11 protein-coding genes and 1 pseudogene are annotated in these 15391 nt (G+C 67.8%); 6 read left to right on the top strand and 6 right to left on the bottom strand.

From position 1 onward, the window contains the following. Positions 1-85: 85 nt before the first annotated feature. The gene (locus AC3AP7_RS25955; RefSeq protein ID WP_487363164.1) at positions 86-1090 is read right to left on the bottom strand and encodes a LysR family transcriptional regulator; all 1005 of its coding nucleotides are present in this window, start codon (positions 1088-1090) and stop codon (positions 86-88) included. A gap of 192 nt (positions 1091-1282) precedes the next feature. Between AC3AP7_RS25955 and AC3AP7_RS25950 the strand changes: the two genes are divergently transcribed. From AC3AP7_RS25950 to AC3AP7_RS25930, 5 genes are all read left to right on the top strand, one after another. Continuing rightward, positions 1283-2131 carry an alpha/beta hydrolase gene (locus AC3AP7_RS25950; RefSeq protein ID WP_487363163.1) on the top strand — a complete coding sequence of 283 codons (849 nt, stop codon included), beginning with the start codon at positions 1283-1285 and terminating at the stop codon, positions 2129-2131. Positions 2132-2175: 44 nt separating this feature from the next. After that, the gene (locus tag AC3AP7_RS25945; RefSeq protein WP_487365021.1) at positions 2176-3378 is read left to right on the top strand and encodes an efflux RND transporter periplasmic adaptor subunit; all 1203 of its coding nucleotides are present in this window, start codon (positions 2176-2178) and stop codon (positions 3376-3378) included. Positions 3379-3418: 40 nt separating this feature from the next. Then, positions 3419-6616, top strand: a complete 3198-nt coding sequence (locus tag AC3AP7_RS25940) for an efflux RND transporter permease subunit (protein WP_487363162.1) — start codon at positions 3419-3421, stop codon at positions 6614-6616. Beyond that, positions 6616-8151: an efflux transporter outer membrane subunit gene (locus AC3AP7_RS25935; RefSeq protein WP_487363161.1), complete on the top strand. Its 1536-nt coding sequence runs from the start codon at positions 6616-6618 to the stop codon at positions 8149-8151. The genes AC3AP7_RS25940 and AC3AP7_RS25935 overlap by 1 nt, the downstream gene beginning before the upstream one ends. 125 nt (positions 8152-8276) lie before the next feature. After that, entirely contained in the window at positions 8277-9605 is a 1329-nt protein-coding gene (locus AC3AP7_RS25930; RefSeq protein ID WP_487363160.1) for an Nramp family divalent metal transporter, read from the top strand. Positions 9606-9731: 126 nt separating this feature from the next. On the opposite strand, the gene flhC is transcribed toward AC3AP7_RS25930, so the two are convergent. The 3 genes from flhC to AC3AP7_RS25915 form a co-directional block, all read right to left on the bottom strand. After that, positions 9732-10316, bottom strand: coding sequence for a flagellar transcriptional regulator FlhC (gene flhC, locus AC3AP7_RS25925; protein WP_487363159.1), 585 nt, complete (start codon positions 10314-10316; stop codon positions 9732-9734). 13 nt (positions 10317-10329) lie between these two features. Continuing rightward, positions 10330-10650, bottom strand: a complete 321-nt coding sequence (flhD, locus tag AC3AP7_RS25920; RefSeq protein ID WP_487363158.1) for a flagellar transcriptional regulator FlhD — start codon at positions 10648-10650, stop codon at positions 10330-10332. A gap of 731 nt (positions 10651-11381) precedes the next feature. Continuing rightward, positions 11382-12107: a response regulator gene (locus tag AC3AP7_RS25915; RefSeq protein ID WP_487363157.1), complete on the bottom strand. Its 726-nt coding sequence runs from the start codon at positions 12105-12107 to the stop codon at positions 11382-11384. Between the two features lie 507 nt (positions 12108-12614). On the opposite strand from AC3AP7_RS25915, the gene AC3AP7_RS25910 reads away from it, so the two are divergent. Further along, positions 12615-13082: an RbsD/FucU family protein gene (locus tag AC3AP7_RS25910; protein WP_487363156.1), complete on the top strand. Its 468-nt coding sequence runs from the start codon at positions 12615-12617 to the stop codon at positions 13080-13082. A gap of 204 nt (positions 13083-13286) precedes the next feature. Here AC3AP7_RS25910 and AC3AP7_RS25905 read toward each other — a convergent pair whose 3' ends face one another. Both AC3AP7_RS25905 and AC3AP7_RS25900 read right to left on the bottom strand, forming a co-directional pair. Next, positions 13287-13634, bottom strand: a complete 348-nt coding sequence (locus tag AC3AP7_RS25905) for a hypothetical protein (protein WP_487363155.1) — start codon at positions 13632-13634, stop codon at positions 13287-13289. 324 nt (positions 13635-13958) lie between these two features. Next, a pseudogene (locus tag AC3AP7_RS25900) lies at positions 13959-15227 on the bottom strand (MFS transporter); the annotation flags it as partial. Positions 15228-15391 lie beyond the last annotated feature (164 nt).

Here is a 15391-nt window from a genome sequence, read left to right as displayed (position 1 = left end):
GGCACATCGGGCACATCCGGCACATCCGGCACATCCGGCACATCCGGCACATCCGGCGCAGGCGAAATAGCCGCGCCGGCGTCGCTCACACGGCCCACTCGGTCATCACCGGCGTGTCGGTGGACGACACGGCTTCGCGCTCTTCGAGCGTGCGCTTCGAGCACGGCGTGTCGAGGCGGCCGCGTCCGCTCAGCAGCGGGCAGCGCTCGAACAGCTCGGCGATCCAGTCGACGAACACCCGCACCTTCGGCGACAGATGCCGGCTGTGCGGATAGACCACCGAGATCGGCATCGGCATCGGCCGGATTTCGGGCAGCACTTCGACGAGCTTGCCGGACTGCAGCCACGGCAGCACCATGAAGCGCGCCGGCTGGATCAGCCCGAAGCCTTCGAGGCCGCAGGTGACGTACGCATCCGCGTCGTTGACCGAGACGCGGCCCTTCATCTTCACCTCGACTTCCTTGCCGTCGACGAGAAACGCCCAGTCGATCACGCGGCCCGTGCGGCTCGAAAAATAATTCACGGCATGGTGCGCATCGAGCTCGGCGAGCGTGCCCGGCGTCCCGTGTCGCACCAGATAGTCCGGTGCCGCGCAGGTCACGCCCTCGAACAGTCCGATGCGCCGCGCGACCAGCGACGAATCCTGCAGCGCGCCGACCCGCACCACGCAGTCCACGCCTTCCTGCAGCAGGTCGACGGGCCGGTCGGTGAGGCCCAGCTGCAGGTCGATATCCGGGAAGCGCGTGTGGAAATCGCACAGGGAAGGAATCACGACGAGGCGCCCGAGCGAGCCCGGCATGTCGATGCGCAGCTTGCCGTGCGGTTTGCGGTTGCCGTTCTGGAAGCTCGCCTCGGTTTCCTCGACGTCCGCGAGAATGCGCACGCAGCGCTCGTAGTACGCGGCGCCGTCCGGCGTGAGCGACAGGCGCCGGGTCGTCCGGTGCATCAGGCGCGTGCCGAGAAACGCCTCCAGATTCTGGATGATCGTGGTGACCGACGCGCGCGGCAGATTGAGCGTTTCCGCCGCGCGCGTGAAGCTGTTGGTATCGACGACACGGGTGAACACCTGCATGGCCTGAAGCCGGTCCATGGCTGATCTCCGAAAAGGGCAAGGACGCCGCGCGATGCGGGTCGCATCTTGCGCGTCACGGCACTGCGCCGGCATGCGGCAATGATTGTTTTGGCATGCCGAATTGTGTTGCCGGATTATAGGCATTTATTTGGAAGTTTGCCGAACGCACAATGCGCACCATTCGTATTTTCATGGGTGAGTGCGTCTTCAATGGACTCCTTCGCTACGCCGTCTTCCGCGGGGCCGCAGGACGAGGCTGCCGCGCAGGCGCTCGCCGTCACCGACGTGACGGTGGACGGCTATGCGCAGCCGCTGACGCTGCGGCTGTATCGGCCCCGCGCGAAAAATGCGCTGCCTGTGCTGCTTTATTTTCATGGCGGCGGCTTCGTACGCGGCTCGCTTGCCGACGCGGACCGTGCCGCGCGCTTTCTCGCGGCGCAGGTGCCCGCATGGGTCGTGTCGGTCGGCTACTCGCTCGCGCCGCAGTTTCCGTTTCCGGCCGCGCCGGAGGACGCCTATCGCGCGGCCCGCTGGGCGTGCGCGAACGCCCGTGCGGCGGGCGCCGATGCGCGGCGCCTCGGCGCGGCGGGCCACGACGCGGGAGGACACCTGGCGAACTCGCTCGCGTTCATGGTGCGCGATCGCGGCGACATGCGCATCGTCGCGCAGGCGCTCGTCGGGCCGATGCTCGATCCGAGCCTCACGCGGGTCGGCGACGCGGACCACCTCGATTCCGACATCACCGCGCAGCAGTGCGCGGCGTGCTATCGCGCGTATCTGCCGCAGGCGGTGCAGCGCATGCACCCGTATGCGGCGCCGCTCGAAGCGTCGCGGCTCGCCGGCTTGCCGGCCACGCTGATCGTCACCGCGCAAAAGGATGTGCTGCACGTCGAGGCCGAGAAGTACGCGAGCCAGCTGATCGGCGCCGGCGTGCCGACCCAGGTGGTGCGTTTTCCGGGCGTCTCGCACGCGGCGCTCGCCGACGACACGCACGCGCTGGAGGAAGCGGTGCGGTTCTTCCAGTGCCGCTTCGCCGCCTGCAGCGCCCGCTCAACCTGATACCCGATACCCGATTCTCTTTCCCGGAGCTTCCTATGTCAGTCATGTTTCGTTCCCCCTCGCGCATCGCGCTCGCCGTGCTGGCTGTCGTCGCGCTCGCGGGCCTGGGCGTATTCGGCGCGGTGCGCGTGCATGCCGACGCGCCCGCCCACGCGGCGCCGCCCGCCGCACCGGAAGTGGATGTCGCCACCGTGGTGCAGAAAACCGTCACGGACTGGCAGAGCTATTCCGGGCGTCTCGAAGCCGTGCAGCATGTGGACGTGCGTCCGCAGGTGTCGGGCACGATCGTCTCGGTGAACTTCAGGGACGGTGCGCTCGTGAAGCAGGGCGACACGCTGTTCGTGATCGATCCGCGTCCCTACCAGGCGGCGGTGGACCGCGCGGCGGCGCAACTGGCCGCTGCCCAGGCGCAGGCCGGCTATGCGGCGAGCGACTGGGCGCGCGCGCAGCGGCTGATCGCGGACAACGCGATCGCGAAGCGCGATTTCGACGCGAAGCAGAACGCGGCGCGCACCGCCGACGCGGATGTCAAGGCCGCGGCGGCGGCGCTCGAAAGCGCGCGCATCGACCTCGGCTATACGCGCATCGTGGCGCCGGTGTCGGGCCGTGTGTCGCGCGCACTGATCACGGTCGGCAACGTCGTGGCGGCCGGCGCGAACGCGCCGACGCTGACGACCCTGGTGTCCGTCTCGCCGATCTACGCGTCGTTCGACGTCGACGAGCAGACCTATCTGCGCTACATCGCCCGCGAAAAAGACCGCACGAAGGTGCCGGTCGAGCTGGGCCTTGCCGACGAGCGCGGTTACTCGCGCAGCGGCGTGATCGAGTCGGTGGACAACACGCTCGATACGTCCTCGGGCACGATTCGCGTGCGCGCGCGCTTCGACAACGCGGACGGCATGCTGATTCCCGGCCTGTACGCACGGGTGAAAGTGGGGGGAAGCATGCCTCACCAGGCACTCCTGATCAATGAGGTCGCGGTGGGCACCGATCAGGACCGCAAGTTCGTGTTCGTCGTCGACGGGCAAGGCCGCGTCGCCTACCGGCAGGTGTCGCTCGGCGAGCGGCAGGGCGATCTGCGCGTTGTGACGGCGGGCCTGAAGCCCGGCGAGCGGATCGTGGTGGGCGGCATCCAGCGCGTGCGCCCGGGCATCACGGTGCGCGCGCACACGGTGTCGATGGACCCGGATGCGGCGGGCGGCGACGCACTGGCGCAGGCCGCGTCCGGCGCGCAGGGCAATTCGTGAGCGGCGCGCGTCCCAATCGTCCCAATCGGGGGATTCCAGAATGAACATATCGAAATTTTTTATCGACCGGCCGATCTTCGCGGGCGTGCTGTCCGTGCTGATCCTGCTGGCGGGCGTGATCGCGCTGTTCCAGTTGCCGATTTCCGAGTATCCGGAGGTGGTGCCGCCGTCGGTGGTCGTGCACGCGCAGTACCCGGGCGCGAATCCGAAAGTGATCGCCGAGACCGTGGCGTCGCCGCTCGAAGAGCAGATCAACGGCGTCGAAAACATGCTGTACATGCAGTCCCAGGCGAACAGCGACGGCAATCTGACGCTGACGGTCACGTTCAAGCTCGGCACCAACCCCGATCTCGCGACGCAGCTCGTGCAGAACCGCGTGAACCAGGCGCTGCCGCGCCTGCCGGAGGACGTGCAGCGTCTCGGCGTGACGACGATCAAGAGCTCGCCGACGCTGACGATGGTCGTGCACCTGATCTCGCCGGACAACCGCTACGACATGACCTACCTGCGCAATTACGCGCTGCTGAACGTGAAGGACCGGCTCGAACGGATTGCGGGCGTCGGCGAGGTGCAGCTGTGGGGCTCGGGCGACTACGCGATGCGGATCTGGCTCGACCCGCACAAGGTGGCGGCGCGCGGCCTGACCGCGATGGACGTCGTGAACGCGATTCGCGAGCAGAACGTGCAGGTCGCGGCGGGGGTGATCGGCGGTGCGCCGTCGGCGCCGGACACGCCGCTGCAACTGTCGGTGAATGCGCGCGGCCGGCTGCAGACGCCCGAGCAGTTCGGCGACATCGTGCTCAAAACGGCGCCCGATGGCGGCGTGACCTATCTGCGCGACGTTGCGCGGATCCAGCTGGCGGCATCCGAGTACGGACTGCGCGCGCTGCTCGACAACAAGCCGGCGGTCGCGCTGGCGATCGAGCAGGCGCCGGGCGCGAACTCGCTCGCGATTTCCGCGCAGGTGCGCGAGCAGATGAAGGAGCTGAAGCAGGACATGCCGCCGGGCGTCGACTACCGGATCGTCTATGACCCGACGCAGTTCGTGCGCGCGAGCATCGATGCGGTGATCCATACGCTGCTCGAAGCGATCGCGCTCGTCGTGATCGTCGTGATCGTGTTCCTGCAGACGTGGCGCGCGTCGATCATTCCGCTGATCGCGGTGCCGGTGTCGATCATCGGCACGTTCTCGCTGCTGCTGGCGTTCGGCTTTTCGATCAACGCGCTGTCGCTGTTCGGGATGGTGCTCGCGATCGGGATCGTCGTCGACGACGCGATCGTCGTGGTCGAAAACGTCGAACGCAACATCGAAAGCGGCCTGAGCCCGCGCGAGGCGACCTACAAGGCCATGCGCGAGGTGAGCGGACCGATCATCGCGATCGCGCTGACGCTGGTGGCCGTGTTCGTGCCGCTCGCGTTCATGACGGGCCTGACCGGCGAGTTCTACAAGCAGTTCGCGATGACGATCGCGATCTCGACGGTAATCTCCGCGTTCAACTCGCTGACACTGTCGCCGGCGCTGTCGGCGCTGCTGCTGCGCAGCCACGATGCCCGCGAAGACTGGCTCACGCGCGCGATGAACCGCGTGCTGGGGCCGTTTTTCCGCGGCTTCAACAAGGTCTTCCGGCGCGGGTCGAGCGCGTACGGACGCGGCGTGAAAGGCGTGCTGGGCAGAAAAGGCGCGATGCTGGCGGTCTACGCGGTGCTGCTCGGCGCGACCGTGCTGATCACGCGCGTCGTGCCGGGCGGCTTCGTGCCCGCGCAGGACAAGGAGTATCTGATTGCCTTCGCGCAACTGCCGAACGGCGCGTCGCTCGATCGCACCGAGAAGGTCATCCGCGAAATGAGCGCGATTGCGCTGAAACAGCCAGGCGTCGAGGACGCGGTCGCGTTCCCCGGGCTGTCGGTGAACGGCTTCACGAACAGCTCCAGCGCCGGCATTGTGTTCGTCACGCTGAAGCCGTTTAGCGAACGGCGCAGCGCGAGCCTGTCGGCCGGCGCGATTGCCGGCGCGCTGAACCAGCAATACGGGGCGATCAGGGACTCGTTCGTCGCGGTGTTTCCGCCGCCGCCGGTGCTCGGTCTCGGCACGCTCGGCGGCTTCAAGCTGCAGCTCGAAGATCATGGCGCGCTCGGCTATACCGCGTTGAACAATGCAACCCAGGCGTTCATTCGCAAGGCGGCGAGCGCGCCCGAACTCGGGCCGGTGTTTTCGAGCTACCAGATCAACGTGCCGCAACTGAACGTCGATCTGGACCGCGTGAAAGCGAAGCAGCTCGGCGTGCCGGTGACCGACGTGTTCGACACGATGCAGATCTACCTCGGTTCGCTGTATGTGAACGACTTCAACCGCTTCGGGCGCGTGTATCAGGTGCGGGTGCAGGCCGATGCGCCGTTCCGCGCGCATCCGGACGACATCCTGCAGCTGAAGACGCGCAATGCGGCCGGGGACATGGTGCCGCTGTCGTCGCTCGTCACCGTGACGCCGACCTACGGGCCGGAAATGGTGGTGCGCTACAACGGCTATACGGCTGCGGACATCAACGGCGGTCCCGCGCCGGGCTACTCGTCGGGCGAGGCGCAGGCGGCGATCGAGCGGATCGCGGCGCAGACGCTGCCGCGCGGCGTGAAGTACGAGTGGACCGATCTGACGTACCAGCAGATCATCGCCGGCAATGCGGGGCTCTGGGTGTTTCCGATCAGCGTGCTGCTGGTGTTTCTCGTGCTCGCCGCGCTGTATGAGAGCCTGACGCTGCCGCTCGCGGTGATCCTGATCGTGCCGATGAGTTTGTTATCCGCGCTCACGGGGGTGTGGCTCACACACGGCGACAACAACATCTTCACGCAGATCGGCTTGATGGTGCTGGTGGGGCTCGCGTCGAAGAACGCGATCCTGATCGTCGAATTCGCGCGCGAGCTCGAACACGACGGCCGCACGCCGCTCGCGGCGGCGATCGAGGCGAGCCGGCTGCGGCTGCGGCCGATCCTGATGACGTCGATCGCGTTCATCATGGGCGTGGTGCCGCTCGTGCTGTCGAGCGGAGCCGGCTCGGAGATGCGTCACGCAATGGGGATCGCGGTGTTCTTCGGGATGCTCGGCGTCACGCTGTTCGGCCTGATGCTCACGCCGGTGTTCTACGTGGTGCTGCGCACGCTCGCTGGCGGCAAGATTCATGTCGCGCAGAAGGATGCGTCGCGCTACGCGATGCCCGCTGGCGACGCACGAGGAGAAGCGTGATGACATGGTTCGATTTTCGTTCTGTTGCGACGTCGCGCGCGCTGGCCGGCGCGCTGCTGTTCGCGCTGCTCGCGGCCTGCTCGGTCGAGCCCGCGTATCGGCGTCCGGCGGTGCCGGTGCCGGCCGCGTTCAAGGAAGCCCCTGCGCTCACGACACAGGAGGCGGGTCGCTGGAAGCCCGCGCAGCCGTCCGACGGCGCGCCGCGCGGCGCATGGTGGACGATCTTCGGCGACCCGACGCTCGACGCGCTCGAACAGCAGGCCGCCTCCGCCAACCAGAACCTGAAGGCGGCGGCCGCGCGCGTCGAGCAGTCGCGGGCGCTGCGCGCGGCGGCGCACGCCGGCTGGTTCCCGCAACTCGATGCGGGCTTCGGGCCGACGCGCGAGACGGTCTCGTCGGCGTCGCTGCTGGAGCCGCAGAGCGCGGGCTCGCAGAGCACGACACTGTGGCGCGCGCAGGGCACCGTCTCGTATGAGACCGATCTGTTCGGGCGGGTCGGCGCGAACGTGGACGCGGCAACCGCCGACGCGCAACAGAGCGAGGCGCTGTTCCTGTCCGTGCAGCTCGCGCTGCAGGCCGACGTCGCGCAGAACTACTTCCAGTTGCGCGAGCTCGATCGCGAAGGGCAGTTGTACCAGCAGACGGTCGCGTTGCGCGAGGATGCGCTCAAGCTGATCCAGCACCGCTTCGACAACGGCGACATCAGCGAACTCGATCTCGCGCAGGCGCGCAACGAACTGGCGAACGCGCGCGCGGCGGCGATCGGCGTCGCGCGGCAACGCGCGGCGTCCGAGCACAGCCTCGCGATCCTGCTCGGCGAGACGCCGGAGTCCTTTTCGTTTCCGGCGACACCGCTCGTGCCGGTGACCGCGCGCGTGCCGCCGGGACTGCCGTCCGCGCTGCTCGAACGACGCCCCGATATCGCCGCCGCCGAGCGCGCGATGGCCGCCGCCAATGCACGGGTCGGGCTCGCGAAGTCCGCGTTCTTCCCGCAGCTCGACATCACCGGCGCGTTCGGCTACGAGTCGGCCACGCTCGGCGATCTGTTCATGTGGTCGAGCCGCACCTTCCTGCTCGGACCGTTCGCGGGCACCGCGCTCACGCTTCCGCTGTTCGACGGCGGCCGGCGCAAGGCCAACCTCGCCGGCGCGCGCGGCCGCTACGACGAGGCGGTGGCGCAGTATCGCCAGCAGGTGCTCGAAGCGTTCAAGGAGGTCGAGGACAACCTCGCCGACCTGCGGCTGCTCGGCGCGCAGATCGATGCGCAGGATGCCGCGCTCGGCGCGTCGCAGCGCGCCGCCCATCTGTCGCAGGAGCAGTATGACGAAGGGCAGGTCAGCTATCTGGACGTGATCGACAGCGAGCGCCAGGTGTTGCAGTCGCAACTGCAGGCGAGCCAGCTGGCCGGCACGCAGGCGGTGGCGACGGTGAACCTGATCCGCGCGCTCGGCGGCGGCTGGGGTACGCCCGCGGCGGACGCCGCATCGGCAGGTGCCGCCGCCGCGCATGCGAGCCCGGCGCATACGTCCGGCTAGCCGCGCGGCGGGCGGTTTCGGCGCGCGCGGCGGGGCGCGCCGCCGCGTTTCTTTGTACACTGGAGGCCGTCCGCGGCGCGCTTCCCGCAGCGCCGCATCCAGGTCCCCCTCAAGAGGTCCGCGGCTTGCCATTCAACTTACCTACGACCGCCACCGCGCCGTTCTGTCCATCCGAAGTGCAGGGTACGGTCGTCGTCGCACCACGCGCCGCGCTCTGGAAAAAGCTGTTTCAGTTCGCCGGTCCCGGACTGCTGGTGTCGATCGGCTACATGGATCCCGGCAACTGGGCAACCGACATCGAGGCCGGTTCGCGCTACGGCTATCGCCTGCTGTTCGTCGTGATGCTGTCGAGCCTCGCCGCGATCGTGCTGCAGTGCCTGAGCATGCGGCTTGGCATCGCGACCGGGCAGGATCTCGCGCAGCTCTCGCGCGAGCGCTATACGCCGGCGGTCGCGCGCATCCAGTGGCTGCTCGCCGAGGTGTCGATCGTCGCGTGCGATCTGGCCGAAGTGCTGGGCGGCGCGCTCGCGTTTCACCTGCTGTTCCGCTGTTCGCTGACGACCGGCGTGCTGCTCACCGCGTTCGACACGCTGATCGTGCTCGGTCTGAAGGGCAAGAACTTTCGCGATCTCGAAGCGATCATCCTCGGCCTGATCGCGACGATCGGCGTGGGCTACATCGTGCAGCTGGCGCTCGTGCATCCGCACTGGCCGTCGGTGGCGGCCGGGCTCGTGCCGTCGTGGCGCGCAATCGACAGCCGCGCGCCGCTCTATCTGGCGATCGGCATCCTGGGCGCAACCGTGATGCCACATAACCTTTACCTGCATTCGTCGATCGTGCAGACGCGCGCGGTCGGGCGCGACGTGCAGAGCCGCGCGGCGGCGATCGGTTTCGCGCGGCTCGATACGATCGTGTCGCTCGCGATCGCACTGCTGATCAACGCCGCGATCCTGATTCTCGCGGCGGCGGCGTTCAATGCGACCGGGCACAACCAGGTCACGGAGATCGAGGATGCGTACCGGCTGCTCGCGCCGATCGTCGGCACGAGCGTGGCGGCCGTGCTGTTCGCCGTGACGCTGCTCGCGTCCGGGCAAAGCGCGACGTTTACCGGCACAGTGGCCGGGCAGGTCATCATGGAAGGCTTTCTGAAGCTGAAGATTCCGTGCTGGCAGCGTCGCCTGATCACGCGGGTGCTCGCGCTGATTCCGGCGTGGCTGGGCGTGCAGATGTTCGGCAACGGCGCGGTCGGGACGCTGCTGGTCGCCAGCCAGGTGGTGCTGAGCCTGCAATTGCCGTTCGCGCTCTATCCGTTGATCCGGATGACGGGCGACCGCTCGCTGATGGGGCCGTTCGCGAACGGCTGGGTCACGCGCAGCACCGCCTGGGCGCTGTTCGGCGTGATTGGCGCGGCGAACCTGTGGCTCGTCGCGCAGACGTTTGCCGGAGGACAGTGAGCGGGAGAACGGGGGCGACCGGGCCGGACCCGGCGATATGCGGCGGACCGCAGTCGTTGCGCACGCAACGACCATGCGGGCGCGGCGCCGCCCGGCACGCTGCCTGTGACGGAGGGGGGGCCGCCCTCAGGCGGCTTCGGCGACCTGCGGCGCGTCGAGCGCCTCTTCCTTGCTGGCGGCCTTCGCGGCGGCCGCGGCCTTGCGGGTCTTGCCCGCGCGCGACGGCGGCTGGCAGGCGCCGCACACCACGTTGTGCTGCAGGTCGTGCCGGTGGGCGACGAACTTGCCGCTGCAGCGGCAGCACGGCGTGAGCTGCAGGATGTCCGCGTCGAAGAAGCGCACGAGCGTCCATGCGCGCGTGAGATCCAGCACCGGCTCGGCGCCGCTGTGCTGGCAATGTTCGAGATAAAGACGATAGCCCTTCGTGAGCGCATCCAGATGCGAGCAATGCGCTTCCTTCTTCAGGAACAGGTACGTGTTGTAGAACAGCGACGCGTGGATGTTGGCGAGCCACGTCATGTACCAGTCGGCCGAGAACGGCAGCATGCCCTTCGGCGGCGACACGCCCTTCACCTCGCGGTACAGCCGGATCATGCGGTCGCGCGACAGCGTCAACTCGCTTTCGAGCACCTGCATGCGCGCGCCCAGTTCGATCAGTGCGATCGCACGAAATACTTCCTGGGCGTCTTCCGTGAGGCTTCGCTTGAGCATCGTCGTGACTCCGTCAGGCGAACTGTTCGGCCGGCTGCCCGGCAAGCAGGATGGCAGCGTGCGTCGGCGCGACCTCGGTGTGTTTGGGCGACTGCGTCAGCGCCGACAGCATCGCGTGGTCGTTGAAGCGGAAAAAGCACAACAGCTGGTCGGAGGAGGCAAGCTTGACGACCTGCGCGAGCGACAGGCCCGTCAGCAGATCGGCCAGCTCCGACGACAGTCCCAGACGGAACATGCCGATGGCTTTGTCCTCGCGCAACATGCGTTGTGCGAGCATGATGTAAGACAAGTTGATCTCGCGGATCGAATCCCGAGTTTCGCTGCTGCGGTCCATTTTTGCTGTTTCCGAAGCCCCGAATTGCTATGCCGGCTTTGGTGTGCCGTTATGCTTTTCTGCCTCGCCGGACTCGCGGTCCTCCGGCGACAAGTCACTGCCTGATACGAAAGCTGACTGATTGATACAAGGTGTTACATCTCGTAACAGCTTGGAGGGAATTGTATGAAGTGCACTTGAGGAAATCAATACCTTCTCAAAAAAATATCTCGCTTAAATACAACATTTCTCGGTAACTCTTTCATGGTGCTGTAACGGAACCCCGTCGCACCGCCGCGTGCCTTGCAGGACAGCGCTTTGGCGCGCCGGACGGAGAACTGGAAAATCATCTGAAGAAATTGGGCGGCCATCGGTGTAAATGCCAATAGCCGATTAAAACAGAAAGGAAAAAGAAAGGATGTGAAATTTCCAGTAATATGTACCGGCGACCCGAATGCATTCGGGGTCGAATGGATTCGTAACATCCTCCGCGGCGCTGGTTACAAATTCCGCAGCGTTTGTAACGCGGGCGAGGACGTATCGCCGCGCCGCCGATTCGCGCCATGCGAAGCGGAAAAAGGCAGCGCGGTCGCGATTGTTGCGCGGAATCGTTTGCGGGTCGGAGCGCAAAGGCGGGGCCGGGGGGCGCACGATGCCAGATCATTGGCGATCGACCTGACAACCGTGCAACAACCGTACAACAACCGCGCGGACCCGCCCCCCGCCCCCCGGGTCCGCATGCACGGCGCGCGTCAGGCGAGCGCGCCGCCTTGCGGCGCACCGGTGGGCACGAACACGTAGCCCCGGCCGCGCACGGTCTGGATCAGACGCGGCGCCGACGGATCGACTTCGAGGATGCGCCGCAGACGCCAGACCTGCACGTCGACGCCGCGGTCCGTGTGCGCGCGCGCCGAACCATAGAGCAGATCGTTGAGCCTTTCGCGCGTGAGCGTGCGCATCGCATGCGAGACGAACACGTTCAGCAGCGCGAACTCGCTTGCGGACAGCATCAGCGCGCGTTCCCCGGTGCGGAGCATGCGCGTGCCGGGATCCAGCGTGAAGCGGCCGATCTGCAGCGCGTGCGGCCGGCCGCGCGCGATCGACGGCGGCCCGGCGCGACGGCGCAACACCGCGTCGATGCGCGCGAGCAGTTCGCGCGGGTTGAACGGCTTGCCGAGATAGTCGTCGGCGCCGAGTTCGAGGCCGACAATGCGATCGACGGCTTCGCTGAGTCCGCTCAGCAGCACCACCGGCAAGTCGTCGCCTTGCGCGCGCAACGCACGCAGCACAGCGAGTCCGTCGATGCCGGGCAGCGTGATGTCGAGCACGAGCGCGTCGGGACGGTCCTGTTCGAGACGCAGCGCCAGCGAGCGCGCATGGCCGAGGGTCGCCACTTCGATGCCGTGGCGGGTCAGATAGGTACTCAGCAGCGCGCGCAGATCGGCGTCGTCGTCGACAAGGAGAATGCGGTTGGCCATTGTGTGCCTGTCCGGAAGGGGCGGGGTCCGCATCGCCGGCGGCGATCGCGGTATGCGTCCCTTTAAACGGAATCAGGGCGGAAAATCCGTCGCGGCGTGCGGACCGCCGGCGGAGCGCGCGCGGCATGGCGGCTGCTTGCAAAGAGAGCTGACAAAAAAACGCCAGCGCAAGGCTGGCGTAAAAAGTTCTGGCTTCTTCCGAGGGCTGCCAGAACCTGAGAGAGGGGCGCGCGGTGGGATCCGCCAGGGCTGGACGGGATCCGGCAGAGCCCGCGCGGTCGCGGCCGGGCGGGTCGAGGTCTGTGTCGTGCTGCGCCGCGGCGGCGTATCGCGCGCGAGGCAGGCGTACTTTTATCCGACGCGCGGGCCTTCGGCAATGAGGGATGACCCGTTTCGGCGCGACAGGCGCTTCCCGTCGCTAACCTATCAGTTTGTGATAGATAATGCCAGGGCCGCGCCGGCCTGCGTTCCGGCGCGCATCCCGTCAAACGAGCCCATGGAGACACCGTGCTGAAGAACCTCGACCCCCTGCTGAACGCCGACATCCTGTATGCGCTACGCGCGATGGGCCACGGCGACGAGGTCGTGATATGCGATGCGAACTTCCCCGCCGATTCGGTTGCGCGGGCAACGGTGTCCGGCAAGCTGCTGCGTCTGGACGGCGCCGACTCGGCGCGTGCGGTTCGCGCGGTGCTGTCGGTGCTGCCGCTCGATACGTTCGTCGACCATCCGGCACTGCGGATGGAAGTGGTCGGCGAACCGCAGACGGTTCCCGCCGTGCAGCGCGAAGTGCAAACCGAAGTGGACGCCGCGCACGGCGGCCCGCTGCCGCTTGCGTCGCTCGAACGGTTTGCTTTCTACGCGCGCGCGAAGACCGCCTATTGCGTGATCGCGACCGGCGAGCGCCGCGGCTACGGCTGCTTCGTGTTCAAGAAGGGCGTGCTGCTCGCGCCGGACGCGCCGCGCGCGTCATAAGCGCCGTGGCGGTGTCTGGGCCGGCCGTTGCCGGTGCATGGGCCGGTCGCTGCCGGTGCACGGGCCGGCCGCCGCCCGCGTGCACGATGACGGCTTGCCCGCGGCGCGGGCAACGCGATGGCGCGTCCGCGACAAAGCGGCGATGAAGCAGCGATGAAGCACCGGCCAGGCGACGTCGCAGGCCGGCATCGCCGGCCTGCGCAGTCACACCGCGTATTGCAGGGCGAGATCGAGTGCGATCACGGCGAGCGAGCAGCCGATGCCGGCGAGCACGTTCGCCACCCGATGTGCGTAGTCCGGATGCCGCGTGGCGGCCGCGCCGACCAGAAACACGATTTCCACGACGATCTGCAGCGCAACGAACGCGAGCATCAGCAGGAATTCGTAGCCCATGTCGTGGAAATGGGTGAAATTCAGACCGAAATCGTGGATCCAGCGGCCGACCCGGTACACCTCGTAGAGGATCAGGACGATCGGGAACAGGTAACTGGCTACGTAGGTGGGTACGGATGCGTGACGCAGTTCGAGATGAACGTGATGAGCGCTTTGCATATCTCCTCCTTGCTCGCGTGGGCGTATGACCCTTGCATTGCTTTCGACCAGCATAGCGCGAAAAGGTGCGGATCGGCGCATCGGATGCGGCGCCGCGCACACAATGGAGCGAAGCGGACGACGACGGGCGCCGCCCGTGTCCTTAGCCGTAGCCGTAGCCGCAGCCTTAGCCTTAGCCGCAGCCTTAGCCGCAGCCTTAGCCTTAGCCTTAGCCGCAGCCTTAGCCGCAGCCGTGCTGGTGCTGGTGCTGGTGCTGGCGCCCGTGCCCGTGCCCGCGGCAGGCTATCGGGCCCCGTGCGGCCGCATCCGCCGGGCGCGCGGTTGTCAGACCGCTTTGGCCGCGTCGTCGTCCGCCGCTAGCGAACGGATCTGCCTGAGCGCCGGGAACAGTCGCATCCACAGCAGCGCGACGGCCAGCGTGGCCACCCCGCCGATCACGACCGCGCGCTGCGCGCCCCACCAGCCGGCCGTCAGCCCGGACTCGAACTCCCCGAGCTGGTTCGACGAACCGATGAACAGCGAGTTGACCGCGCTCACGCGCCCGAGCATCGCGTCGGGCGTCCGGAGCTGGACGAGCGACATCCGCACGACGACGCTGATCACGTCCGACGCGCCGAGCGCCGCGAGCGCCAGCAGCGAAATGGCGAAGCGGTGCGACAGCCCGAACACGATCGTCGCGATGCCGAAGGCGATCACGCCGCCGAACATCGCCGCGCCGGGGCGGCGGCGCAGCGGGAAATGCGCGAGCCAGATCGTGCCCGCGAGCGCGCCGACTGCCGAGGCCGAGCGCAGCATCCCGAGCGCGAGCGGGCCGGCGTGCAGGATGTCGCGTGCGAACACGGGCAGCAGCGCGGTTGCACCGCCGAACAGCACGGCGAACAGATCGAGCGACAGCGCGCCGAGAATCACCGGCTGGCTGCGGATGAACGCAATCCCCGAGAACACCGACGCGAGCGTCACTGGCGTGCGCGCGGGCGGCTTGCCCTGCAGCGGCAGGTTCGTGACGAGCGCCGCAGCGAGCGCGTAGCCGAACGCGCAGGCGAGGTACGCCTTGCCCGCGCCGATTCCATATAGCAGGCCGCCGAGCGCCGGGCCGAGGATCTGCGCGGTCTGTCCCGCCGAGGTCGCCCAGGCGGTCGCCTGCGGGAGCTGCGCGCGCGTCACGACGCCGGGCAGCAGCGACGACAGCGCCGGCGACTCGAACGCGCGCGCAGCGCCCACGCATGCGGCGAGCGCATAGATCAGCGGCGCGCTGATCCAGCCGCCGAGCGACCCGGCGGCGAACAGCAGCGCGGCGGCGGCCTCGATCGTCTGGCAGATGCCCGCGATGCGCCGCCGGTCGTAGCGGTCGGCCACCTGGCCGACCACGAGCGTCAGCGTGAACATCGGCAGGAACTGCGCGAGCCCGACCAGCCCGAGCGCGAACGCGCTATGCGTGAGTGCGTAGATATGCCAGCCCATCGCGACCGCCAGCATCTGGAACGACAGGGACGACAGCACCCGCGCGCACCAGAAGCGCTGGAATGCCCGGCTGCGCGCGACCCGCGCCGGCGGGGCGCCGCCGGGCGGCGCGTCTGAGGCCGATGGGGCCGGTGAGGCCGACGGAGCAGACCCGGCAGACCCGGCAGACCCGGCAGACCCGGCAGACCCGGCAGACCCAGCAGACCCGGCAGACCCAGCAGACCCAGCAGACCCAGCAGACCCAGCAGACCCAGCAGACCCAGCAGACCCAGCAGACCCAGCAGACCCAGCAGACC

This window comes from Paraburkholderia sp. PAMB 6770 (assembly GCF_057748135.1).
The sequence above is the reverse complement of the archived record's forward strand: the minus strand, read 5'-3'. Positions and strand labels throughout refer to the sequence as shown.